Origin of the sequence: Neisseria sicca (assembly GCF_014054945.1) — a bacterium.
Classification (GTDB): Bacteria; Pseudomonadota; Gammaproteobacteria; order Burkholderiales; family Neisseriaceae; genus Neisseria; species Neisseria sicca.
The window spans coordinates 1,665,546-1,688,424 of record NZ_CP059566.1; the positions used below are offsets into that span (position 1 = coordinate 1,665,546).

A 22,879-nucleotide genomic window follows, 5' to 3' on the forward strand; every position below is an offset into this window, starting at 1 on the left:
ATGCAAAAAGCAATCAGCACACTGGTCGGTATGCTGACGGCGGCAGCGGTTTTACCAAGCCATGCCGCCGGCTTGCAAGTCAATCCGACATCGCTTTCCCTGCCCGCCAAACAGCGGGCGGGTATTTTTACTTTGGGAAACAAGGGCACAGAGCCGTTGACGGCGCAAGTGCGCGTGTTCCGCTGGACGCAGGACGCAAACGGCGGTGAAGTGCTCGAACCTACCGATGCCGTCATTGCCAGCCCGCCCATGGTCAAACTGGAAGCGGGTGCGCAGCAGCAATTCCGCGTGATGCGCGTCAAACCGTCCGACAAACAGGCTGAAGAAGCCTACCGCCTGATTGTGGACGAGCTGCCCGCTCCCAATGCGAAACCGCAAAAAGGCATTCAGTTGGTGATGCGCTATTCGCTGCCGCTGTTTGTCAACGTTCAAAACAATGCCGAACCGAAGCTGCAATGGCGTGCGGAAAAATCCGCGAACGGCAAAACGGTTTTGGTTGCCGAAAACACGGGCAATGCCCATGCGCAACTGAGCAATATTACTTTTCAGACGACCTCTGCCAAAGACGCCTTGACGCTGGCAAACGGTCTGGCGGGCTACGTCCTGCCGGGCAACACTTGGAAACGCGAATTGGAAGTTTCCCCCGCCTCTCTGAACCAAGGTCGTCTGAATGCCACGGTAAACGGTATGCCGATCCAAACGGAGGTTCGGTTTGCCACCCCATGACCTAAGGACACGGCTCACCCGGCTGAGTGCCGCACTGATGCTGTGTTTCTACGCCCTGCCCTCCCCTGCTCAAGACATCCTGACGCAGGCGGCGCCTGCTGCCTACGAGCAGGCATGGCTGACCGTTTACCCGCAGGTCAAAGTCAACGGCAGCATACGCGACGGTATCGAACCCTTCATGTCGCGTAACGGCGTGCTGTATGCGCGCCCCGAATCCCTGCGCGCCTACGGCATTGCCCTGCCCGACGCAGAAGCTGCCGAAGCAGGCAAAAACGGCGTTGTGCCTGAAATTCAGGACGGCGCGTCCACACCCGGCGCAGGCGTATGGTTCGAACTCTCCTCTATCCCCGGCTTGCAGGCGAAATACGATGCCGCCGCGCAAACCCTTGACCTCACCGCCCCCCTCGAATGGCAGCCCGACCTGAAAACCGCCCGAATCGGCGCATTGCAGGAAAACCGCTACGCCATTGCCAAACCCGGCTTTGCCGCCGTTCTGAACTATGACGCCAATATCTCGCGCAACCGCTCCGGCAACGGCACACAGGGCGTTTTTGGCGAAATGCGCCTGAGCACGCCTTGGGGCTATCTGAACCACACCCAATTTGCCAACCGTAGCCGCAACAAAGAAAGCGGCTCCCGCGGCAACACCGCCCGCCTGGATACCTACTGGCGCACCGTCTGGCCCGAACAAGGCATATCGCTGACCGTCGGCGACACCCTGACCGGACAAATCGGCTCATGGGGCGGCACACGCATCGGCGGTATCAAAATCTCCCGCACTTACAACACCCGTCCGTGGAAACAAACCGCCCCGCTGCGTTCCTACCTCGGTAAAAGCACCCTGCCCGGCACGGTCGACCTCTACCTCGACGGCGTCAAACAAATGAGCCGCGACATAGAAGCGGGCGAATACGAACTCATCCTGCCGCCGTCCATCAGCGGCCGCAGCAACGCCCAAGTCGTCGCCACCGACGTACTGGGGCGCACCGTCGTCGTCGATATGCCGCTTTACGGCGGCAGCGGACTTTTGGCAAAAGGCTTGAACGAATGGTCGTTTGAAGCAGGCTACGTCCGCCGCGATTACGGCATCCGTTCCGCCAAATACCAATCCGACCCCGCCGCCTCCGGCACACTGCGTTACGGCGTCAGCAACACCCTGACCGCCCAAATCCACGGCGAAGCTGCGCGCGGCTACCGTCAGGCGGGCATTGCCGCCGATACCGTATTGGGTTCGCTCGGACAACTCAATCTTAATTATGCCGAAAGCCGCTTTGCGGGCAAGACAGGACGACGCGGCAGCGCGTTTTTCAGCACCCAATGGGACAGGCTCTCCTTCAGCGCGGGCGCAAGCCGTACCAACGGACAATTTGCCGAACTGGGCGATACCGCATACGGCGCAGACTTTTTCAAAGCCACACGCCACCCCGCCACATCCGCCTCCGCATCCGCAGGCTGGAGCAGCGACAAACTCGGCTCATTCAGCCTGTCCTACGTCCATTCCCACACCGAAGGCAGCCCCGCCGACGGCGTAGGCTCGTTCGGCTGGAGCCGCAGTTTCAAAAACCGTACTTCGCTCTACGCCGGCGCCAATAAAAACTTCCGCAACAAGCGCGAACTGAGTTTCCACGCAGGCCTCTCCATCAGCCTCGACAACGGCTATTCGACCTCCGCAGGCATCAGTAGAAACAAACACAACAACAGCTATCAGGCAACCCTGAACAAAACCAGCAGCGGCATGGGCAGCACCAGTTGGGGTATAGGCTGGCAGCAAAACGACAACGCAAACGGCAGCCGCAGCAACACTTTCAACGGCAACATCCGCCATCAAAACGCCTACGGCGACGGCTGGGCAAACGTTTACAGCCAAAGCGGCAACAGCAACTGGAACGCAGGCTGGAGGGGCGGCCTCGTCCTCATGGGCGGCAGCCTCTTCGCCACCCGCCAAGTCAACGACAGTTTCGCCGTCGTCAGCACCGGCGATATGGCGGACGTCCCCATCCGCGCAGGCGGCATGCCCGTAGGCAAAACCAACCGCAAAGGGCTGGCACTGATCCCCAGCCTCTCCGCTTACCAAAAAAACACCGTCAGCGTCGATATTGCCGAGTTGCCGCTGGACGTCCAGCTTGAACACACCGTCGCCGAAATCGCCCCGCCCGAACGCTCTGGCATGCGCGTCGAATTCAAAATCCAGCGCACCCGCGCCGCCACCATGACGCTGAAAGACGCACAAAACCAATTACTCCCGAGCGGCGGCAGCATTACTGCCGAAGACGGCACACCGGCAGCCGTAACCGGCTTCGACGGCAAAACATATATTGAAAGCATGAAAGAAGGTAGAAACCGCTTCACCGTCATCCTCCCCGAAAACGGCGGCACTTGCACCTTCGAAGCGGACTACCCTGAAACACACAATCCGGATTCCATCCCGGAACTGGGAGACATCATATGCAGATAAACATGAAAAAAGGTCGTCTGAAAACCGCAAACCGTCTTTTCCTACAAATGACATTGCCTGTCGTATTCGGACTGCTGTCCCTGTCCGCAGGGCAAGCTTGGGCAAACAGCGGTGTAGCCGGCAGGTTTGTACAATGCACAGCAACGGTACAAGGCAATGGAACCTTCAAAGGTCATCCTGCCTTAGTATTCGGAAGTCAAAGCAATGGAATCAACCTTCTAAACAACAACCAGCCGGAAGATATTCAAGCCACCATCCACTACCAATGTATCAATAACGACAACTACACCGTAAAAGTGCGCTTGTGCTTCAATATTGACGGGGGGAGAAGGTTTACAAACATATATGCCCCCCGAAAAATGGTTCATAGCAGGAATAACGCCCAAACACTGCAACTATCCTTACTTAAACCCGATAACACCAACTGGGGAACGGATAACACGACAAACTCTCCCAGCAGCTTTGGAACCGACGTCATACGTATCGGGCTAAACGGCACCTTTACTGGCAGTATCCCCATTAGAGCTAGATTAGTCAGTGGGCAAAGCGACACTATCCCCACTACGGCTTCGGATTATTACATTGCAGACTTTACCAGCGGCTCCACCGTATTAAGCTGGAAGGCAGAACGTTATGGTACTCCTGACCCTTCAGATTGCGGAAACGACTTGAATACAGGACAACGCTTCCCTTTTGTTGTCCAAGCCCATGTTGCGCCCGTCTGCGAATTCATCTCCGCCGATGACATCGACTTCGGCACACACACCGCCGGCAGCACCGACCTGAAACAGTCGGGCAACCTCACCGTCCGCTGCACCAACGGCACGCCCTACACCGTCGGTCTGATTCCTTCCAACGGTAATCAGGAAGGCAGCGGCGAGATGAAATCCACCAATCCTGCCAACACCGACAAAGTCCCCTACCGCCTCAAAAAGGGCACTAATACGAACGCCCACCTCTGGGGCAACCAACCTTCCGGTACGGGCAGCTGGCAAAAAGCCACCGGCGACGGTAGCAGCAAGACATACACCGTTGCGGCAGAAGTCAAAAACACCGACTACACCCCGGGCGAGTATCAAGACAAGGTAACCGTCGATATCCGATACTGATCCGATAGGTCGTCTGAAAAACAGTGCGGCATTTCGGTTAGCAAAATGTTTGCTCGAACTGTGCTTTCTAATGATGCCGGCGTTCCTGCCAAACCTTGAATCCTTCCTAAATACAAGCCTGCGACTTTGCGTCAGGTTTGCTTTCGGAACATTCCGGTTTGGCAGGAACGCTTTTTTTCAGACGACCTCCCCCATACACTCCCGAAACAGCATAAAAAACTTTACATTTACCTCAAACAGGTTTAAAACTCTTCCTTTTCCCCTATTCAGAAATTTGTTAACAATTTCCCCCTAAGGAGCTCAACATGAAAGTAGGTTTCGTCGGCTGGCGCGGCATGGTCGGTTCGGTTTTGATGCAGCGTATGAAAGAAGAAAACGACTTCGCCCACATTCCCGAAGCATTCTTCTTCACCACATCCAACGTCGGCGGCGCAGCACCTGATTTCGGTCAGGCGGCTAAAACATTATTGGACGCGAACGACGTTGCCGAACTGGCAAAAATGGACATCATCGTAACCTGCCAAGGCGGCGATTACACCAAATCCGTGTTCCAACCCCTGCGCGACAGCGGCTGGAACGGCTACTGGATTGACGCGGCGTCATCCCTGCGCATGAAAGACAACGCGATTATCGTCCTCGACCCGGTCAACCGAAACGTCATCGACAACGGCCTCAAAAACGGCGTGAAAAACTACATCGGCGGCAACTGCACCGTTTCCCTGATGCTGATGGCGCTGGGCGGCCTGTTCCAAAACGATTTGGTCGAATGGGCGACCAGCATGACCTACCAAGCCGCATCTGGCGCGGGCGCGAAAAACATGCGCGAACTCATCAGCGGCATGGGCGCGATTCACGCCCAAGTAGCGGACGAGCTTGCCAATCCTTCCAGCGCGATTCTCGACATCGACCGCAAAGTGTCCGATTTCCTGCGCAGCGAAGACTATCCGAAAGCCAACTTCGGCGTACCGCTCGCCGGCAGCCTGATTCCGTGGATTGACGTAGATTTGGGCAACGGTCAGTCCAAAGAAGAATGGAAAGGCGGCGCGGAAACCAACAAAATCCTCGGCCGCAGCGACAATCCGACCGTAATCGACGGCTTGTGCGTCCGCATCGGCTCTATGCGCTGCCACAGCCAAGCCATCACCCTGAAGCTGAAAAAAGACCTGCCCGTTTCCGAAATCGAAGCGATTTTGGCAGGCGCGAACGACTGGGTGAAAGTCATCCCCAACGAAAAAGAAGCCAGCATCCACGAGCTGACCCCCGCCAAAGTAACCGGCACGCTGTCCGTCCCCGTCGGACGCATCCGCAAACTGGGCATGGGCGGCGAATACATCAGCGCGTTCACCGTCGGCGACCAGCTCTTGTGGGGCGCGGCCGAACCCCTGCGCCGCGTGTTGCGCATCGTGTTGGGCAGTTTGTAAGATTCACAGGTCAAACAAAAAAGCAACGGTTTATCCGTTGCTTTTTTTATGGCAAAGAAAACAGCATCAAACAAAACGACAATGCCGTCCTGACTTAACCGACTTACCCTATGAAGAGGTCGTCTGAAAACCCGAAATCCGGTTTTCAGACGACCTCTTGCCATTCAAACAGGGAAACCGTTTGCCTGAAGCCCGTTTATGTTTCGGGCTGTTTCAGACGACCTCCCCTTTTCTGTTCGCCGATTAAATACCGCGCAACAATTCATTGACGCTGGTTTTGGCGCGGGTTTGTGCGTCCACGCGTTTGACGATGACGGCGCAGTAGAGGCTGTGGCTGCCGTCTTTGGAAGGCATGCTGCCGGACACAACGACAGAGCCTGCCGGTACGCGGCCTTGGTAGATTTCGCCGGTAGTGCGGTCGAGAATTTTGGTGGATTGTCCGATGAACACGCCCATGGAAATCACGCTGCCTTCTTCGACAATCACGCCTTCAACGATTTCGGAACGCGCGCCGATGAAACAGTTGTCTTCAATGATGGTCGGGCTGGCCTGCAGGGGTTCGAGTACGCCGCCGATGCCGACGCCGCCGCTCAAGTGGACGTTTTTACCGATTTGGGCGCAAGAGCCGACAGTCGCCCAAGTATCGACCATCGCGCCTTCGTCAACGTATGCACCGATGTTGACATAAGACGGCATCAAAACGACGTTTTTAGCAACAAAGCTGCCGCGGCGCGCAACGGCACCGGGTACGGCGCGGAAACCGGCGGCGCGGAATTCGTCTTCCGACCAGTCGGCAAACTTGGTCGGCACTTTGTCAAAGTATTTGTTCACGCCGTCGTTGAGAACTTCGTTGTCTTGGATGCGGAACGACAACAACACGGCTTTTTTCGCCCATTCGTTGACTTTCCATTCGCCCACGCCCAAGCGTTCGGCGACGCGCAATTTGCCTGAATCGAGTTGGCGGATGGTTTCCAACACGGCTTCTTTGACTTCGGGGGTAACGGTGGTCGGGGTGATGTCCGCGCGGTTTTCAAAGGCGGTTTCGATGATGTTTTGCAAAGACATGGGGATTCCTTTTGAAGAGGGTAAAAGGTCGTCTGAAAAATTCGGATGACCTGCAAACAGGCGGTATTTTGCCATGTAAACGCTTTGCCGTCAGCTTTTGCAGGAATGCGGCAATCTTCCGGCACAATCCGAGCTTCCACAAACCGTCCCCGCCCGTTTAAAACAAATCGGCACAATCAAACAAAAAGGTCGTCCGAAAACCTTGATTCCGGTTTTCAGACGACCTTCAGGATGGGAAGTAAGGTTAATTAAGGCAACGAACAACCTTCGGGAGCCAAGATTTTACATTCTGTCAATCCTCCTTTCCTGCAATTTTGTAAAGCAATTTGCTCGGCAGTTCCCGGATGACCTGCCCCGTCAACCACAACGAATTTATTTTTAATTTTTCCTTCAGCCGCAGCAACACAACCATTCCGTACCCATGCGATTGCTTTACAGGGAGTCTTACTACCTTGCTGACAGCGTTGGATTGCTGCTTGCTGGGCTTCTGCCTTGGAATTGTGGTTTAGAGAACCTGTAATATAACCAGCCCTTGAACTATAAGCTAAAGCTCCGAATTTGGAGGGGACTTGTACAGTAATGCTTCTACTTGATGAAGTACCGCTTTGGTTTCCCGATTGCGGCGGATCGGAATTATATAGAATCTGTTGCCCATCAGGACCGATAATTCGACATGTCCCAGTTGCAGGTTGGAATTCTCCTCCGCAGTTATGCGCATAGAGATTGGAACTAATTAATCCAAATAACGTAAAAATTAAAACTCTCATTATTCTTCCTTATTTATTTTCATTGACTTTGCTTTGAGCAAGTTGAGATATGGGTGATGATCGGTGTAATTTGACGGCATTAGGAGCAATGTGCAATGTATATATTATATCCAGGCGTGAACGACTGTTTTTCGAATCATCTACCGTCCAATTGGATTATAGCTGTTAAAACTACCTTTTACTCCGTTAAACCAAGCACTAACCATCAGTATCAAGTCATTGGCAGCGTCAAAAGTAACCGCCCCACTGTCTAGACAAACTAAATCAAGAGGTCGTCTGAAAACCTTGATTCCGGTTTGAACTGGCCCCCAAATCTTGGACACTCATAAAAGCCTATTCAGGCGCTCTGTGCAAGCTGGGTTCTGTATGCGACAGGACTCAGCTTTTTCAATTTCAAACTGCAACGCTCCCGGTTGTAGTAATCCATATAGTCATCTATCTGCTTCATCAATTCATCTACCGTCAATTCACCTGCGTTATAGAAACACTCCGTCTTTAACACCGCAAAGAAGCTTTCCATCGGCGCATTGTCCCAACAGTTCGCCTTTCGCGACATGCTTTGAACCATGGAATGCTCCGCAAGCAATTCCCTATACCCCGCCGTACGGTACAGCACACCTTGGTCCGAATGAAGCATCGTTCCTTTAGCAGTCAGACGGGGTGCGGCTTTTTCGAGCATTTCCTTCACCATTTCGCTGTCGGCTCTGCGGCTCATGGCGTAGGCGACGATCTCGCGGTTGAACAAGTCCAAGATTGGCGAGAGGTACAGTTTGCCGTCCTTCCCTTTGAGTTCGGTAACGTCGGTCAGCCATTTTTCGTTGGGCTTTCGGGCTTTGAACCGGCGTTTGAGGAGGTGTTCCGATATTTCGCCCATGGCGGGATGGCGGTAGGCTTTTTTCGCCCGTATGAGGGCTTTCAGTTCCAACTGCTTCATCAACCGCGCCGCTTTTTTGCGGTTCCAACCCAATGCTGCGGCAATGCGCCTTTGTCCGTAGCGTCCTTTATGCCGCCGGTAGGTTTCGACAAGGAGGGCTTTGTCAGCTGTGTCGGGGTCAGGCCGGTTTTGATGGTGGTAGTAAAAGCTGCTTTTGGGCAGGTTTGCGATGTGCAGCAGGTATTTGAGCGGGTGTTGCGCCCTCAGTGCTTGGACGGTTTGGCTTTGTCCTTTTCGGTCTGCTTTTGGCTGAGGGCTTTTAACTCCTTTAGGTAGGCGACCTCTGCGCGCATATAGCACAACTCTTCGATAAGCTCTGCCTGTGTTTTTTCTTGGTCGGGTTTATCTGCGATGAAGGGGTTTTTGCGGTGTTGGGGCATGGTTTTGGATTGGGGATGTTCGAGTGCGCCGATACCGCCTTCTTGATAGGCGCGTATCCATCGTCTCAGGTGGGTTCGGGAAATGCCGTAGTGGTCTGCGGTACGCTGTTGGCTGCGTATATGCAGGTAGTGGAGTACGGCTTGGTATTTGAAGTGTAATGTATATTTGCTCATAAAAAAACTGCACCTTGTGAGTTGGAGGGGATGTCCAACTTTTGGGGTGCAGTTCAGTTTTCAGACGACCTTTTGGCAAATACCAAAATCAGTTTGCCGATTCTACGCCATAAGGTTTGTTTGACGTTTTGATGGTCAGGGTCAGTACGGCGGCGATGATAAGGAGGACACCGGCAAAAGTCATGGCATGTCCCGGGTCGGCGCCGAGCAAGTTCTCATAGATTTTACTGAAGGTAAGGGTTTGGATCAGCATCGGAATCACGATCATCATGTTGACGATGCCCATATACACGCCGTAGCGCTCTTTCGGGATGGAATGCACGACAATCATAAACGGCACGCCCATCATACTTGCCCAGCCGATACCGAAGCCGATCATCGGGGCGAGCATCATGTTTTTATCGGTAACATGCGGAATCGCCAAAAGGGCGAGTGCGGCAAGGGTAACGGCAAAGGCATGGACGTATTTGGCGGCGTATTTGCGCGCCATCCACATCAATCCGAAGGCAGAAATAAAGGTCACGACGTTGTAAAAACCATTGACCACACCGGTCCATGCCACTGCGTCCTCATATGCGACTTTGTTGGCAGAGGTAGCATTCCATATAGATTTGGCGAGACTGTGGGAGATGTATTGCCAGTAGATGAAGAGTGCGTACCATTGGAAGAGGTAAACCGAAGCGAGCTGCCACAAGGGTTTCGGCATGTCTTTAATAGCATGGTAAATTTCTTTAATGGCTTCAACAGGACCGCCGGATTGAGCTTTAATCGCCGCCAGCTCTTCAGGAGACGGCTCATGTTCGGGGGTGGACAATACGGTCACTAAAACAGAGCCGATGGAGCAGACGGCGCCAATATAGAACGAGCCGAATACCCAGTAGGGGATGCCCGCTTCGGAGGTTTGGTTCAACCAGTCGATTTTCTTGAAGGCATAGAGCGATATGTTGGCAAGGGTAATACCCAAGCCGGTAAACACTGACTGCATCAAAAAGCCGGTGGATTGCTGGCGTTCGGGAACGGTATCGGCGATGAAGGCGCGGAAAGGCTCCATGGCGGTATTGTTGCTGATGTCTAAGAGCCACAGCAGCAATACGGCAACCCACAATGCGGTAACGTGCGGATAGAAGAACAAACACAAGCTGCAACCGATGGCGCCGAGCAGGAAATACGGACGGCGGCGACCGAGTCCGGGAATCCATGTACGGTCGCTCATTGCACCGATAAGGGGCTGCACCAGCAAACCGGTAATCGGTCCTGCCATATTGAGGTAAGGCAGTTTTGCAGGGTCAGCTTGTAAGAAACTGAAAATCGGGTTGATGGCGGTTTGCTGCAAACCGAAGCTGTATTGAATGCCGAAGAAGCCGAAGTTCATCAGCATAATCTGGCGAAGCGTCAGGGATACTTGTGGGGAAATCTTCATTTTGAAGCGACTCCTGGACTGTATAAGAAGAAAACATGGAACAACAAACTGCGGGAAACACTGCATAGTCGAAGCGGTTGAGCCGCTTTCTTTATTTTTGGGCGTATCGTATTGATACGTTGCAAATGGATAACGTGATGTGTTGTTTGTGTTTTCAGACGACCTTTTATTGTCGTATTGTGTCAGCCTCATAAAGCAGACGTCGTCTGAAAGGATGTTTTACTTCAATGCCGTGACCGACTGCCGCCAAATCGTTTCTCCGACAACCCGAACGGGCGGACGGGCGGTTTCTTTGGTCTCGATAATGTCGAACAGGATTTCCGCCGCCAGCGCGCCCATGCGCATATAGGGCAGCTCAGTGCTGGTCAGCGGCGGGAACAGGGTTTCGGCAATCGCGCTGTGGTTGTCGTAACCTGCCACCGACACCTGCTCTGGAACGCGCACGCCGCGCGTCCTCAAAATGCCGTAAACGCGGACCGCCATTTCGTCGTTGCCGCAGCAAATGACCGTCGGCGGGTCGGCAAGCGACAATAATTTCAATACTGCCGCAATCAAAGGCTCGCTGTCGTTGGCAAAATCGGTGATGCCGGTTTGCACCAGGTCAGGATCGAACACCATGTCCGATTCGTCCAAAGCGCGGCGGTAGCCCGCCAAACGCAGCCGCGTCGCTTCTGCGCCCGCCTGCAAGGTGATATAAGCGATACGACGGTGTCCGTGACGGATGATGTTGCGTACCAAATCGTATTGCCCGCGCTCGTCGTCCGGCAAAACCGACGGCGTACCCGCCGCGTCGAAACAGTTGACCAAAACCATCGGGCAGCGGTTGGGCATTTCGGGCAGGACGATTTCGCGGTGCGATTCGGTTACATACAAAATGCCTTCCGCGCGGTGTTCCATAAACGTCCTGACCAGAGGGTCGATTTGCTCGTAGCGGTTGTCCGTATCCGCAATCATCAGCGTTTTGCCCGCTTCGCGGATTTTCTGCTGGATGCCTTTGATTAAAAACATATCCGGCAGACCGTGTACCCCGCCGTATTCGCCCGTACGCGAGATGGCGCCGGTAATCAGTCCGACCAAGTCCGAGCGGTTCGACCGCATCACCCGCGCCGCCGAAGACGGGATATAACCCAAAGCCGCAATCGCTGTTTCGACTTTTGCACGGGTTTTATCGCTGACCGGCGCATCGCCGTTGATGACGCGGCTGACCGTTTTGGGTGAGACGCCCGCATAAGCAGCAACATCATAAATTGTAGCCATCTTACGACTCCCGCCTCATCCCTGTTTCATTTGATTACGAAGCATATCACACCTGACATCGGTGTCATACCGAAAAATTTACAGAACTTTGATAAAAATCAATCATATAAATTGCATATTGCATACAATTCTTAACCAAGTCTGCTCCCCGTATTCGCCAAACCCGCGCCCTTTTGTTAAACTACATACGACTACATAAATATTCACTCTATCGAACCAATCACTACAACGACAATCTATAACTGAATCACATCCCCCGAATGAGCGGGGCGAACCCAATTCCGAAGGAAACCCGATGACCGCATTTACCGAAGCATGGCAAGCCCTTGAACAACACTGGCTCGACACACAACACCTCCACCTGCGCGACCGCTTCGCCGCCGAACCCGACCGCTTCGGCAATATGCACGAAACCCTCGACGGCCTCCTCTTCGATTACAGCAAAAACCGCCTCGGCGAAGACACTTTGCAACTTTTGTGCCGCCTTGCCGAAGCCTCGCCCCTAGCCGGACAAATGCACGCCATGCAAAACGGCGAAAAAATCAACCTCAGCGAACACCGCGCCGTCCTCCATACCGCCTTGCGCCTGCCGCCCGACGCCGAGCCCGTTTACGTTGACGGCGAAAACATCCTCCCCAAAATCCACCGCGAACTCGACCGCGCCCTCGCCTTCGCCGAATCACTCAACAACGGCAGCCACAGGGGCATCACCGACAAACCCATCACCGACTTCGTCCACATCGGCATAGGCGGCTCCGACCTCGGCCCCAGAATGTGCGTAGAAGCCCTCAAAGCCTACCGCCAAAACATCCGCGTCCACTTCGTCAGCAATTCAGACGACGCCGACATCAGCCGCACACTCGCCCACCTCAAGCCCGAAACCACCGTATTCAGCATCGCCAGCAAATCCTTCCGCACACCCGAAACCCTGCTCAACGCCTACGCCGCCCGCGCCTGGTATCGTGATGCAGGTTTGCCCGAGTCCGGCATCTACCGCCACTTCTGCGCCATCTCCTCCGACGTTGCCGCCGCCCGAAACTTCGGCATCGCACCCGACAACGTCTTCGCCATGTTCGACTGGGTCGGCGGACGCTATTCCGTCTGGTCGACCATCGGCCTGCCCGTCATGGTTGCCGTCGGCACAGACCGCTTCCGCGAACTCCTCGCCGGCGCGCACGCCATGGACACCCACTTCTTCCAAACCCCCTACCGCCGCAACATCCCCGTCCTCATGGCGCTCATCAGCATCTGGTACAACAACTTCCAGCACGCCGACGGACAAACCGCCGTCCCATACAGCCACAACCTACGCCACCTCCCCTCGTGGCTCAACCAGCTCGACATGGAAAGCCTCGGCAAAAACCGCACCGCCGACGGCCGGCCCGTCCCCCACACCACCGGCGGCATCGTCTTCGGCGAAGAAGGCGTCAACTGCCAGCACGCCTATTTCCAACTCCTCCACCAAGGCACACGGCTCATCCCCTGCGACTTCATCGTCCCCATGACCACCGCCTACGGCATCAACCGCCAACACCGCTTCACCGTCGCCAACGCCTTCGCCCAAGCAGAAGCCCTGATGAAAGGCAAAACCCTCGAAGAAGCCCGCGCCGAACTTGCCGACCTGCCCGAAGCCGAACGCGAACGCCTCGCCCCGCAAAAAGAATTCCCCGGCAACCGCCCGAGCAACAGCCTCCTCCTCAGCGCCACCGATCCCCGCCGCCTCGGCATGCTCATGGCGGCATACGAACACCGCACCTTCGTCCAAGGCGCAATTTGGGGCATCAACCCCTTTGACCAATGGGGCGTCGAATACGGCAAAGAACTCGCTAAAACCATCGAACCCGAACTCGACCGCGGAAACCCGCAGCACGACAGTTCCACCAACGGCCTCATCGCCTTCTACCGTGCCAGCCAAAACCGATAGGCAGTTCAAACATAAAAGGTCGTCTGAAAACTTATAGTGGATTAACTTTAAATCAGGACAAGGCGACGAAACCGCAGACAGTACAGATAGTACGGAACCGATTCACTTGGTGCTTCAGCACCTTAGAGAATCGTTCTCTTTGAGCTAAGGCGAGGTAACGCCGTACTGGTTTAAAGTTAATCCACTATACATCGTGTTTTCAGACGACCTTTGCGTATTCATCATTTTCGTGGACAGAGTCCACGCTACGGAGCTTGCGTTGCCAAAAAACTTTGTAGCGTGGGCTTCACCCACGAATCCTTGAAAATTAAAGACTTCAGCAAACCCCTAAAAATCCCAGACGCAAAAAAAGCAGACCCAACAGGTCTGCTTTCAATCTTTCTTATTAATCCAGATTCAAGACGGCGGAGGTGTAAACGTCCTGCACGTCGTCCAAATCTTCCAGCGCATCAATCAGTTTCTGCATTTTGACGGCGTCTTCGCCGGAGAGTTCGGTTTCGTTTTGGGCGCGCATGGTGACGTCGCCGTCAACGGATTTGTAGCCTGCGGCTTCCAATGCCGCTTTCACGCCCGCCCAATCGTTCGGGGCGGTGATGACTTCGATGGAGCCGTCGTCGTTGGCAATCACGTCTTCCGCACCGGCTTCCAGAGCGGCTTCCATCAGCACGTCTTCGTCAACGCCGGGCTCAAACACCAAATAACCTTGATGCACAAAGTTGAACGCTACGCAGCCGTCGGTGCCCAAGTTGCCGCCGTTTTTGGTGAACGCATGGCGCACGTCGGCGACGGTGCGGGTTTTGTTGTCGGTCAGACAGTCCACCATTAGCGCCGCGCCGCCGATGCCGTAGCCTTCGTAGCGCAACTCGATGTATTCCACGCCTTCCAAATTGCCCGTACCTTTGTCGATGGCGCGTTGCACGTTGTCTTTGGGCATATTGTTTTCGGCGGCTTTTTCCAAAGCCAGGCGCAGGCGCGGGTTGGCGCCGGGATCGCCGCCGCCCATGCGGGCTGCGACGGTGATTTCTTTAATCAGACGGGTGAAGATTTTGCCGCGTTTGGCATCTTGACGGGCTTTTTTATGCTGGATATTCGCCCACTTGCTATGACCTGCCATATATGGATTCCTTTCGATTTTCCGCCTTATCCGGCGGGCTCTTGCTCATTTTCAAAGGGCGCATTTTAACATAGGTTGAATATACCTAAAATATTCAGACGACCCTGCATTCTGCCTAAAAGGTCGTCTGAAAACGCCGATAGCGCCCGACAAACGCAAAAATCTTGTCTTTGCCCAAACCTGACCCTTTTTTTCGTTTGCCTCACAAAAGGTTTACGGTATCATGCAGGCCTGCTTCAGGATTGTTGACAACTTGGGGCAAAACGGACGAAGCCGGCCTGCTCGCCGTGCCGTCCGACACAACGGCATTCAACGGAGTAACCGCCGCCGGATGCCGTCATCTGTTCATTTTTCAATATAAGGTTTGTAATTATGGAAAAAACATTGTCTGCACTGGTGGGCGCAGTCAATCTGATTCTGTGGGACTACCTGCTGATTTACGCCCTTTTGGGCATCGGCCTGTTTTTCACACTCTATCTGGGTGCGCCGCAGATTACCAAATTTGGCGAAGGTCTCAAATCCGTCTTTGGCGGCTTGTTTTCCAAAAAAGACAAAGACGATAAATCTTTGTCGCAATTCCAAGCACTCGCCGTTGCCGTCTCCGCCCAAATCGGCACGGGCAACGTCGCCGGCGTGGCAACCGCCATTACCGCAGGCGGGCCGGGCGCGATTTTTTGGATGTGGCTTTCCGCCGTTTTGGGGATGTCCACGATTTTTGCCGAAGCCCTGCTCGCGCAAAAATACCGCGTCGTCAGCCACGGCAAATACATCGGCGGCCCCGCGTTCTACATCACACACGGCCTGACCCCGAAAATCGGGCGCGGCGCGGCGCGTTTCTTATCGGGCTTCTTCTCCATCGCCCTGATTATCGCACTGGGTTTTATCGGTAACGCCACGCAGGCAAACTCCATCGCCTCCTCCGTTACCATCGCCTTTAACGTACCGGCATTGGCAGTAGGCATCACCCTCGCCATCCTTGCGGGCATGATTATCGTCGGCGGCGTAAACCGCATCGCCAACATCGCCCAATTCGTCGTACCGTTTATGGCGATTATCTATATTTTGTGTGCGGTCGTTATCTTGTTTGAATTCTCCGACCACATCGTACCGATGTTCAACCACATCTTTACCGCCGCCTTCAATCCCGAAGCCGTTTTAGGCGGCGCAGCGGGTATCGGTATGCGCGAAGCCGTCCGTTACGGCGTGGCACGCGGGCTGTTCTCCAACGAAGCCGGTATGGGTTCGACGCCGCACGCGCACGCTACCGCCGACGTGAACCACCCTGTTCAACAAGGCTTGGCGGCATTTATCGGCGTCTTCATCGACACCATCTTGGTCTGCACCGCCACCGCACTGATTATCCTCCTGACCGATGCCAACCTTTCCGGCGAACAAGGTGCGGCGGTTACCCAATTTGCCTTCAGTAAAGCCTTCCCCGGCTTCGGTTCGCAACTGCTCGCCGTCTGCCTGACCTTCTTCGCCTTCACCACCATCATCGGCTGGTACTACTTCGGCGAGTCCAACATCCGCTTCCTCTTCAGGGGAAAACACTTGGGCATCTACCGCGCGCTCGTGCTGCTGGCTATCGTGTTGGGCACGCTGGGCAAAGTCGATTTGGTTTGGAGCCTGTCCGATATGTTCAACGGCTTCATGGTCATCCCCAACTTAATCGCCCTATTCCTCCTGCGCAAAGAAATCCGCGCCGTTTACAACGATTATCTGGCGCAGAAAAAAGCAGGCAAAGGCTTGTCCTACCAATATGAATTCCACGAATTCCACGACAAGGCTTAATCCGCAATCGTAAAAGGTCGTCTGAAAAGTTTTCAGACGACCTTTTTTATCCCCTAATCATTGAACCGATTAATGTTTTTTTGTACAATCCCCGCCATCTCAATCCTTTCTCAGGCCGTCGGAAAAGCGGCCTGAACCTTTTTGCAAAGAAAGCCCATGTCCCAAGAAATCCTCGACCAAGTGCGCCGCCGCCGCACGTTTGCCATCATCTCCCACCCCGACGCGGGTAAAACCACGCTGACCGAAAAGCTGTTGCTGTTTTCAGGCGCGATTCAGAGCGCGGGTACGGTAAAAGGCAAGAAAACCGGCAAATTCGCCACCTCCGACTGGATGGAAATCGAGAAGCAGCGCGGCATTTCCGTCGCTTCGTCAGTGATGCAGTTCGACTACAAAGACCACACCGTCAACCTCTTGGACACGCCGGGACACCAAGACTTCTCCGAAGACACCTACCGCGTTTTGACCGCCGTGGACAGCGCGTTGATGGTCATCGACGCGGCAAAAGGCGTGGAAGCGCAAACCATCAAACTCTTGAACGTCTGCCGCCTGCGCAATACACCGATTGTGACGTTCATGAACAAATACGACCGCGAAGTGCGCGATTCTTTGGAATTGCTGGACGAAGTGGAAAACATTTTAAAAATCCGTTGCGCACCCGTCACTTGGCCGATCGGCATGGGCAAAAACTTCAAAGGCGTGTACCACATCCTGAACGACGAAATCTATCTCTTTGAAGCCGGCGGTGAACGCCTGCCGCACGAGTTCGACATCATCAAAGGCATCGACAATCCTGAACTGGAACAACGCTTTCCGCTCGAAATCCAGCAGTTGCGCGACGAAATCGAATTGGTGCAGGCGGCTTCCAATGAGTTCAATCTCGACGAATTTCTCGCCGGCGAACTCACGCCCGTATTCTTCGGCTCGGCGATTAACAACTTCGGTATTCAGGAAATCCTCAATTCATTGATCGACTGGGCACCCGCACCGAAACCGCGCGACGCGACCGTACGCATGGTCGAGCCTGACGAGCCGAAGTTCTCCGGATTTATCTTTAAAATCCAAGCCAATATGGACCCGAAACACCGCGACCGCATCGCCTTTTTGCGCGTCTGCTCCGGCAAATTCGAGCGCGGTATGAAGATGAAACACCTGCGCATCAACCGCGAAATCGCCGCCTCCAGCGTGGTTACATTCATGTCGCACGACCGCGAGCTGGTGGAAGAAGCCTACGCAGGCGACATCATCGGCATCCCGAACCACGGCAACATCCAAATCGGCGACAGCTTCTCCGAAGGCGAACAACTGGCGTTCACCGGCATCCCTTTCTTCGCGCCCGAACTGTTCCGCAGCGTCCGCATCAAAAACCCGCTGAAAATCAAGCAACTGCAAAAAGGTTTGCAACAGCTCGGCGAAGAAGGCGCGGTGCAGGTCTTCAAACCGATGAGCGGCGCAGATTTGATTTTGGGCGCGGTCGGCGTGTTGCAGTTTGAAGTCGTTACCTCGCGCCTCGCCAACGAATACGGCGTAGAAGCCGTGTTCGACAACGCATCCATCTGGTCGGCACGCTGGGTATCGTGCGACGACAAGAAAAAGCTGGCGGAGTTTGAAAAAGCCAATGCGGGCAATCTGGCGATAGATGCAGGCGGAAACCTCGCCTACCTCGCCCCCAACCGCGTGAATTTGGGACTCACGCAGGAACGCTGGCCGGACATCGTGTTCCACGAAACGCGCGAGCATTCGGTGAAACTGTAAAATGCAGATCAGGTCGTCTGAAACCCTGACAGGACAGACGATTAGAATCTTTTTTATGCAATCTACGTCTATGATTTGAAGGAATGTTGATGAAAAAACAAATTGTATTGGCTGTTGCCCTGCTTCTGACCACTGCTGCCGCAAATGCCGGCGGAGCCAAACTCTCCTGCGGCAAACAGAAATGGGATGGAACAGAATTAGGCGTAACCAAATGCCGTTATTCAGGTAACTCTTTATCTGACGCTTATACTGCTGCTTTAAAAAAAGAGGGGCAAAACGGAGTACTGCCCAAAACCCTGCCAACCCGTAATATGAAACGTCAAATAAACGAAGAAACGGAAACCTCCATTCAATGGACCGGCAAAAAAATAGTCAATGTTTGCGTAAATAGCGAGGGATTCGATTGTTTCGAATTGAAACAGCAAAAAGATCATGTGGATGTTACATTTACAGTCGCAACACCATAAATCTTGGTTTAGGTCGTCTGAAAACTCAGTATGGCAACAAGCATGGATACCTGATACAGCCGACCAATTTTGCCTAATTCGGAGAAAATCATGCAAAAACTGCTTTTAGCGGCAGTATTCATGGCAAGTATGCAATTTGCTGCCGCCGAACGCGCACCCATAGCAATTCCTAAAAAAGTACAGGAAGCCATCAATGAAGATAAACAAACCTGCCGTGAAATGGGGGGGAAATTCTCTGTTGGTCAAGCTTTGGATATTATCGATTTGAATAACGACGGTTATCATGATTTTGTCTACGACATGAGCAAGGTCACCTGCGCCAACGCACCTGATCTAGGCGGCTCCGGCGGCTGGGCGGTCACTGTTTTTGCAGGCCAGCCGGATGGTTCTGCCAAACAGGCATTTCTTCATGGCGCAGTCGGAACAAAAATCATCGGCAACAAACTTTATTTAGGCGTGGGCGGAGAGCTATGCGGCGAAGACACACGCGGTAAAGTACGCGCACAATATCAAAATTGTATCCGTCCGCTACAATGGAATGCACGCAAGAAAGTGTTTGAGTTTGCGCCTGTCTCGCAGAAAAAGCCGTTCCCAAAAAGCTTGCAGCGTTAAGGAAAAAGTAAATCAGTCGGTCGTCTGAAACCCGTAAACTGCACCTTTCACAAAGGTGCAGTTTTTTATTCCTGCCTGAAACTATGTGTGTGCTTCATCTTTTTAGGTATGACGACAACCATGAGTGTTGCAGTTTGAATTAAAAAAGCCGAGTCCTGTAATATACAGAACCCAGCTTTATTCAAAACGTCCGAACAGTCTCTTATACGCGCCCAATTTTTGCCGGGCAATTCAAGTTTTCAGACGACCTTTTAGCGTATCAAACCATCCGTTTTATTCAAACGGGCGCACTTCCAAACCGAACATACGGCGGGCGGTGTTCAGCATTTGGCAGCTGAAGCCCCACTCGTTGTCGTACCAAGCGAACACTTTGACCATGTTGCCGTCGGTTACTTTGGTCAACGTTGCGTCAAAGGTACTGGCTTGGGTGGTGTGGTTAAAGTCCATAGACACCAGCGGCAGTGTGTTGTAGCCCAACACGCCTTTCAGACGACCTTCTTCTGAGGCGGCCTTCATCAACGCATTGATTTCTTCGACACTCGTATCGCGCGCGGCTTGGAAGCTCAAGTCCACCAATGAGACATTGACGGTCGGCACGCGGATGGCAAGGCCGTCGAGTTTGCCTTTCAATTCGGGCAAGACCAAACCGACGGCTTTCGCCGCGCCGGTTTTGGTCGGAATCATGTTTTCCACACCGCTGCGGGCGCGGCGTAAGTCTTTGTGGCGCACGTCGGTCACGGTTTGGTCGTTGGTCAGGGCATGGATGGTGGTCATCGCGCCTTTGACGATGCCGATGTTTTCGCTCAATACTTTGGCGACGGGGGCGAGGCAGTTGGTGGTGCAGGAAGCATTGGAGATGACGGTCATGTCGTCGGTAATCACATCGTCGTTCACACCGTAGACGATGGTCGCGTCAACGTCAGCCTCGCCCGGCGCGGAAATCAGCACTTTTTTCGCACCGCTTTCGAGATGGGCATTGGCTTTGGATTTGCTGGTAAACGAGCCGGTGCATTCCATCACCAAGTCCACGCCCAAGTCGCGCCAGGGCAGTTCGGCGGGGTTGCGGGTGGAGAAGAACGGGATTTTGCGGCCGTTGATGATGAGGTGGGTCGCATCGTGGGAAATGTCGGCATTAAAGCGACCGTGGACGGTGTCGAATTTGGTCAGATGGGCGTTGGTTTCGAGGCTGCCGCTGGCGTTGACGGCGACGACTTCAAGTTGGTCTTGCAGGTTGTAATCGTAGATGGCGCGTAATACTTGGCGGCCGATGCGGCCATATCCGTTAATGGCGACTTTAATGCCCATGGTTTTTCCTTTTGGGGTATAGGGTGGTTAACTGATTCGCACATTATAGCAAATTTGTAGTGTGATGTAATTAACATTTTATCAAATAAATCTTGTTCAATCATATCTACTTATTTTTATCCCAAAAAGATAATGAATTATTTTGTTCTACAAAATACCATATAAGGAAATTTATATTTCAATTATATTTAAAATATACGCATTTAATCTTGATTTCCCGCTCACTCAAAAAAGGGAAAACCCGCATCTTTCTGATTTTATTTATTTGGAAAAGATAATCTTCAACCCAATTCCGCTACATCACGCAACAAAAATCCCCGCTATTCTCTCTCTTTTATCTTAAAAATCAATAAATACAATTCCATTTCTGATTTCATAATAAATTAACAAACCCCTGCCCTCCTCCCAAAATCCCCCGTTTTCAAGGCATAAAGCGCGTTCTTAAGCGGAGGCTGCTTGAAGATTCCGTCCCACTGTTTTAAAATAAAAATGTTACGTTATATCAATCTGGAGAGAGAAAACATGAAACATTGGAAACTCGGCATCATCGCTGCATTAATGTCCGGCGCAGTTTATGCAGCCCCGATGAACGTCGTTACCAGCTTCAGCATTTTGGGCGACGTTACCAAACAAATCGGCGGCGACCGTGTTGCCGTGCAAAATTTAGTCGGTGCCAACCAAGACACCCACGCCTATCACATGACCAGCGGCGACATCAAAAAAATCCGCGGTGCAAAATTAGTCCTGCTCAACGGCTTGGGCTTGGAAGCGGCTGATGTTCAGCGTGCCGTCAAACAAAGCAAAGTCCCCTTCGCCGAAGCAGCCAAAGGCATACAGGCGCTTAAAGCCGAAGAAGGCGAACATCATCACGACCACGAAGGCCACCACCACGACCACGGCGAATTTGACCCGCACGTCTGGAACGACCCCGTCTTGATGACGACCTACGCCCAAAACGTTGCCAACGCCCTGATTCAGGCAGACCCCGAAGGCAAAACCTATTATCAACAACGCTTGGGCAACTACCAAGTGCAGCTGAAAAAACTGCACAGCGATGCTCAAGCTGCGTTTAACGCCGTTCCCGCTGCTAAGCGCAAAGTTCTGACCGGACACGACGCGTTCTCCTACATGGGCAAACGCTACAATATCGAGTTCATCGCCCCGCAAGGCGTGAGCAGCGAAGCCGAGCCGTCCGCCAAACAAGTGGCTTCCATCATCCGCCAAATCAAACGCGAAGGCATCAAAGCCGTGTTCACCGAAAACATCAAAGACACGCGCATGGTTGACCGCATCGCCAAAGAAACCGGCGTCAACGTTAGCGGCAAACTCTACTCCGACGCACTCGGCGGCGCACCTGCCAATACTTATATCGGCATGTACCGCTACAACGTCAAAGCCTTGACTGATGCGATGAAAAAATAAAACCGCAGAATTCAGCGTGAGCGGATAAATCGAAAGGTCGTCTGAAACAAGCTTGGCAAATTAAGCCAAAACCTGTTTCAGACGACCTTTTATAGTGGATTAACTTTAAATCAGTACAAGGCGACGAAGCCGCAGACAGTACAGATAGTACGGAACCGATTCACTTGGTGCTTCAGCACCTTAGAGAATCGTTCTCTTTGAGCTAAGGCGAGGCAACGCTGTACTGGTTTAAAGTTAATCCACTATATCTTTCTTTTTCAAAGCGCTGCGCCAGTGCGTATCCGCAACAGCCGCAGCGTTGACGCTCAAATTTACTCGTCGTCTTCTTCCAACGCTTCTTGTCCGCCTTTTTCGGCAAAATGACCCAACAACCAAAGCAGAGCGCCGCCACCGGTAATCCCTGCTTTAATCCACATTGCAGTATCTTCCCCCCAGTTATAAATCCATGCTAAAACTTTCGGCACAGCATTCATATAATTCAAACCGAACGCTAAAAGACCCAGGATAAACAAAGTGCTGCCAAATCTTTTCATGAAGATTCCTTTCGATGAAAATCAGAAGATTTATAAAGAAATATAAAAAAGATTACTTTCCGCGCAATATAGATGTAAAACGATATCATTATAGTCGAAACAAATTAAAAAATATATTTTCACGCAAAATACATGGTTGAGAGCAAGCACCTCATTCCTTATCAAAGAACATATAGTGGATTAACTTTAAACCAGTACGGCGTTGCCTCGCCTTAGCTCAAAGAGAACGATTCTCTAAGGTGCTGAAGCAC

The 22,879-nt window shown here is 53.0% G+C and carries 19 protein-coding genes; 10 read left to right on the forward strand and 9 right to left on the reverse strand.

Annotation, left to right across the window (positions count from 1 at the left end):
* The 4 genes from H3L95_RS08045 (at position 1) to asd (ending at position 5,711) form a co-directional block, all read left to right on the forward strand.
* Positions 1–726 carry a fimbrial biogenesis chaperone gene (locus H3L95_RS08045; RefSeq protein ID WP_003761660.1) on the forward strand — a complete coding sequence of 242 codons (726 nt, stop codon included), beginning with the start codon at positions 1–3 and terminating at the stop codon, positions 724–726.
* Between the two features lie 37 nt (positions 727–763).
* A complete protein-coding gene (locus H3L95_RS08050; RefSeq protein ID WP_003761658.1) occupies positions 764–3,181 on the forward strand; it encodes a fimbria/pilus outer membrane usher protein in 2,418 nt (805 codons plus the stop codon).
* Positions 3,172–4,290: a Csu type fimbrial protein gene (locus H3L95_RS13870; RefSeq protein ID WP_003761655.1), complete on the forward strand. Its 1,119-nt coding sequence runs from the start codon at positions 3,172–3,174 to the stop codon at positions 4,288–4,290. The genes H3L95_RS08050 and H3L95_RS13870 overlap by 10 nt, the downstream gene beginning before the upstream one ends.
* 305 nt (positions 4,291–4,595) lie before the next feature.
* Positions 4,596–5,711 carry an aspartate-semialdehyde dehydrogenase gene (asd, locus tag H3L95_RS08060; RefSeq protein ID WP_003761652.1) on the forward strand — a complete coding sequence of 372 codons (1,116 nt, stop codon included), beginning with the start codon at positions 4,596–4,598 and terminating at the stop codon, positions 5,709–5,711.
* A 243-nt stretch (positions 5,712–5,954) separates the two neighbouring features.
* Here asd and dapD read toward each other — a convergent pair whose 3' ends face one another.
* From dapD to H3L95_RS08090, 6 genes are all read right to left on the reverse strand, one after another.
* Positions 5,955–6,776 carry a 2,3,4,5-tetrahydropyridine-2,6-dicarboxylate N-succinyltransferase gene (gene dapD, locus H3L95_RS08065; RefSeq protein ID WP_040669168.1) on the reverse strand — a complete coding sequence of 274 codons (822 nt, stop codon included), beginning with the start codon at positions 6,774–6,776 and terminating at the stop codon, positions 5,955–5,957.
* A 248-nt stretch (positions 6,777–7,024) separates the two neighbouring features.
* A complete protein-coding gene (locus H3L95_RS08070; protein ID WP_003761644.1) occupies positions 7,025–7,543 on the reverse strand; it encodes a DUF4189 domain-containing protein in 519 nt (172 codons plus the stop codon).
* 337 nt (positions 7,544–7,880) lie between these two features.
* Complete coding sequence (locus H3L95_RS08075) at positions 7,881–8,777, reverse strand: IS3 family transposase (RefSeq protein ID WP_040667995.1); 897 nt, start codon at positions 8,775–8,777, stop codon at positions 7,881–7,883.
* Positions 8,681–9,031 carry a helix-turn-helix domain-containing protein gene (locus tag H3L95_RS08080; protein ID WP_003756443.1) on the reverse strand — a complete coding sequence of 117 codons (351 nt, stop codon included), beginning with the start codon at positions 9,029–9,031 and terminating at the stop codon, positions 8,681–8,683. The genes H3L95_RS08075 and H3L95_RS08080 overlap by 97 nt, the downstream gene beginning before the upstream one ends.
* Before the next feature lie 88 nt (positions 9,032–9,119).
* Positions 9,120–10,451, reverse strand: a complete 1,332-nt coding sequence (locus H3L95_RS08085; RefSeq protein WP_003756445.1) for an MFS transporter — start codon at positions 10,449–10,451, stop codon at positions 9,120–9,122.
* A 219-nt stretch (positions 10,452–10,670) separates the two neighbouring features.
* Entirely contained in the window at positions 10,671–11,708 is a 1,038-nt protein-coding gene (locus tag H3L95_RS08090) for a LacI family DNA-binding transcriptional regulator (protein ID WP_003756447.1), read from the reverse strand.
* 295 nt (positions 11,709–12,003) lie between these two features.
* Between H3L95_RS08090 and pgi the strand changes: the two genes are divergently transcribed.
* Complete coding sequence (pgi, locus tag H3L95_RS08095; RefSeq protein ID WP_003756449.1) at positions 12,004–13,632, forward strand: glucose-6-phosphate isomerase; 1,629 nt, start codon at positions 12,004–12,006, stop codon at positions 13,630–13,632.
* A 385-nt stretch (positions 13,633–14,017) separates the two neighbouring features.
* On the opposite strand, the gene H3L95_RS08105 is transcribed toward pgi, so the two are convergent.
* Positions 14,018–14,746: a YebC/PmpR family DNA-binding transcriptional regulator gene (locus H3L95_RS08105; RefSeq protein ID WP_003756452.1), complete on the reverse strand. Its 729-nt coding sequence runs from the start codon at positions 14,744–14,746 to the stop codon at positions 14,018–14,020.
* 372 nt (positions 14,747–15,118) lie between these two features.
* Between H3L95_RS08105 and H3L95_RS08110 the strand changes: the two genes are divergently transcribed.
* From H3L95_RS08110 to H3L95_RS08125, 4 genes are all read left to right on the forward strand, one after another.
* Entirely contained in the window at positions 15,119–16,537 is a 1,419-nt protein-coding gene (locus H3L95_RS08110; protein ID WP_003756460.1) for an alanine/glycine:cation symporter family protein, read from the forward strand.
* A gap of 156 nt (positions 16,538–16,693) precedes the next feature.
* Positions 16,694–18,289, forward strand: coding sequence for a peptide chain release factor 3 (locus tag H3L95_RS08115; RefSeq protein WP_003741574.1), 1,596 nt, complete (start codon positions 16,694–16,696; stop codon positions 18,287–18,289).
* 89 nt (positions 18,290–18,378) lie between these two features.
* A complete protein-coding gene (locus H3L95_RS08120) occupies positions 18,379–18,756 on the forward strand; it encodes a cytochrome C (RefSeq protein WP_241429704.1) in 378 nt (125 codons plus the stop codon).
* A gap of 90 nt (positions 18,757–18,846) precedes the next feature.
* On the forward strand, positions 18,847–19,368 hold the full coding sequence (locus H3L95_RS08125) for a hypothetical protein (protein ID WP_003756464.1): 522 nt from the start codon (positions 18,847–18,849) through the stop codon (positions 19,366–19,368).
* Positions 19,369–19,641: 273 nt separating this feature from the next.
* Here the strand turns inward: H3L95_RS08125 and gap are convergent, their stop codons facing one another.
* The gene (gene gap, locus H3L95_RS08130) at positions 19,642–20,673 is read right to left on the reverse strand and encodes a type I glyceraldehyde-3-phosphate dehydrogenase (RefSeq protein ID WP_040667998.1); all 1,032 of its coding nucleotides are present in this window, start codon (positions 20,671–20,673) and stop codon (positions 19,642–19,644) included.
* 522 nt (positions 20,674–21,195) lie between these two features.
* On the opposite strand from gap, the gene H3L95_RS08135 reads away from it, so the two are divergent.
* On the forward strand, positions 21,196–22,095 hold the full coding sequence (locus H3L95_RS08135) for a metal ABC transporter solute-binding protein, Zn/Mn family (protein ID WP_040668006.1): 900 nt from the start codon (positions 21,196–21,198) through the stop codon (positions 22,093–22,095).
* A gap of 311 nt (positions 22,096–22,406) precedes the next feature.
* Here H3L95_RS08135 and H3L95_RS08140 read toward each other — a convergent pair whose 3' ends face one another.
* A complete protein-coding gene (locus tag H3L95_RS08140) occupies positions 22,407–22,628 on the reverse strand; it encodes a hypothetical protein (RefSeq protein ID WP_003756477.1) in 222 nt (73 codons plus the stop codon).
* Positions 22,629–22,879 lie beyond the last annotated feature (251 nt).

Bases quoted from the DNA above. Each gene is read 5' to 3' on its own strand.
- dapD (WP_040669168.1), bottom strand. From the start codon at position 6,776: ATGTCTTTGCAAAACATCATCGAAACCGCCTTTGAAAACCGCGCGGAC.
- H3L95_RS08125 (WP_003756464.1), top strand. From the start codon at position 18,847: ATGCAAAAACTGCTTTTAGCGGCAGTATTCATGGCAAGTATGCAATTT.
- H3L95_RS08070 (WP_003761644.1), bottom strand. From the start codon at position 7,543: ATGAGAGTTTTAATTTTTACGTTATTTGGATTAATTAGTTCCAATCTC.
- gap (WP_040667998.1), bottom strand. From the start codon at position 20,673: ATGGGCATTAAAGTCGCCATTAACGGATATGGCCGCATCGGCCGCCAA.
- asd (WP_003761652.1), top strand. From the start codon at position 4,596: ATGAAAGTAGGTTTCGTCGGCTGGCGCGGCATGGTCGGTTCGGTTTTG.
- H3L95_RS08105 (WP_003756452.1), bottom strand. From the start codon at position 14,746: ATGGCAGGTCATAGCAAGTGGGCGAATATCCAGCATAAAAAAGCCCGT.
- H3L95_RS13870 (WP_003761655.1), top strand. From the start codon at position 3,172: ATGCAGATAAACATGAAAAAAGGTCGTCTGAAAACCGCAAACCGTCTT.
- H3L95_RS08050 (WP_003761658.1), top strand. From the start codon at position 764: ATGCTGTGTTTCTACGCCCTGCCCTCCCCTGCTCAAGACATCCTGACG.
- H3L95_RS08045 (WP_003761660.1), top strand. From the start codon at position 1: ATGCAAAAAGCAATCAGCACACTGGTCGGTATGCTGACGGCGGCAGCG.
- H3L95_RS08110 (WP_003756460.1), top strand. From the start codon at position 15,119: ATGGAAAAAACATTGTCTGCACTGGTGGGCGCAGTCAATCTGATTCTG.
- H3L95_RS08080 (WP_003756443.1), bottom strand. From the start codon at position 9,031: ATGAGCAAATATACATTACACTTCAAATACCAAGCCGTACTCCACTAC.
- H3L95_RS08135 (WP_040668006.1), top strand. From the start codon at position 21,196: ATGAAACATTGGAAACTCGGCATCATCGCTGCATTAATGTCCGGCGCA.
- H3L95_RS08115 (WP_003741574.1), top strand. From the start codon at position 16,694: ATGTCCCAAGAAATCCTCGACCAAGTGCGCCGCCGCCGCACGTTTGCC.
- H3L95_RS08140 (WP_003756477.1), bottom strand. From the start codon at position 22,628: ATGAAAAGATTTGGCAGCACTTTGTTTATCCTGGGTCTTTTAGCGTTC.
- H3L95_RS08090 (WP_003756447.1), bottom strand. From the start codon at position 11,708: ATGGCTACAATTTATGATGTTGCTGCTTATGCGGGCGTCTCACCCAAA.
- H3L95_RS08085 (WP_003756445.1), bottom strand. From the start codon at position 10,451: ATGAAGATTTCCCCACAAGTATCCCTGACGCTTCGCCAGATTATGCTG.
- H3L95_RS08120 (WP_241429704.1), top strand. From the start codon at position 18,379: ATGAAAAAACAAATTGTATTGGCTGTTGCCCTGCTTCTGACCACTGCT.
- pgi (WP_003756449.1), top strand. From the start codon at position 12,004: ATGACCGCATTTACCGAAGCATGGCAAGCCCTTGAACAACACTGGCTC.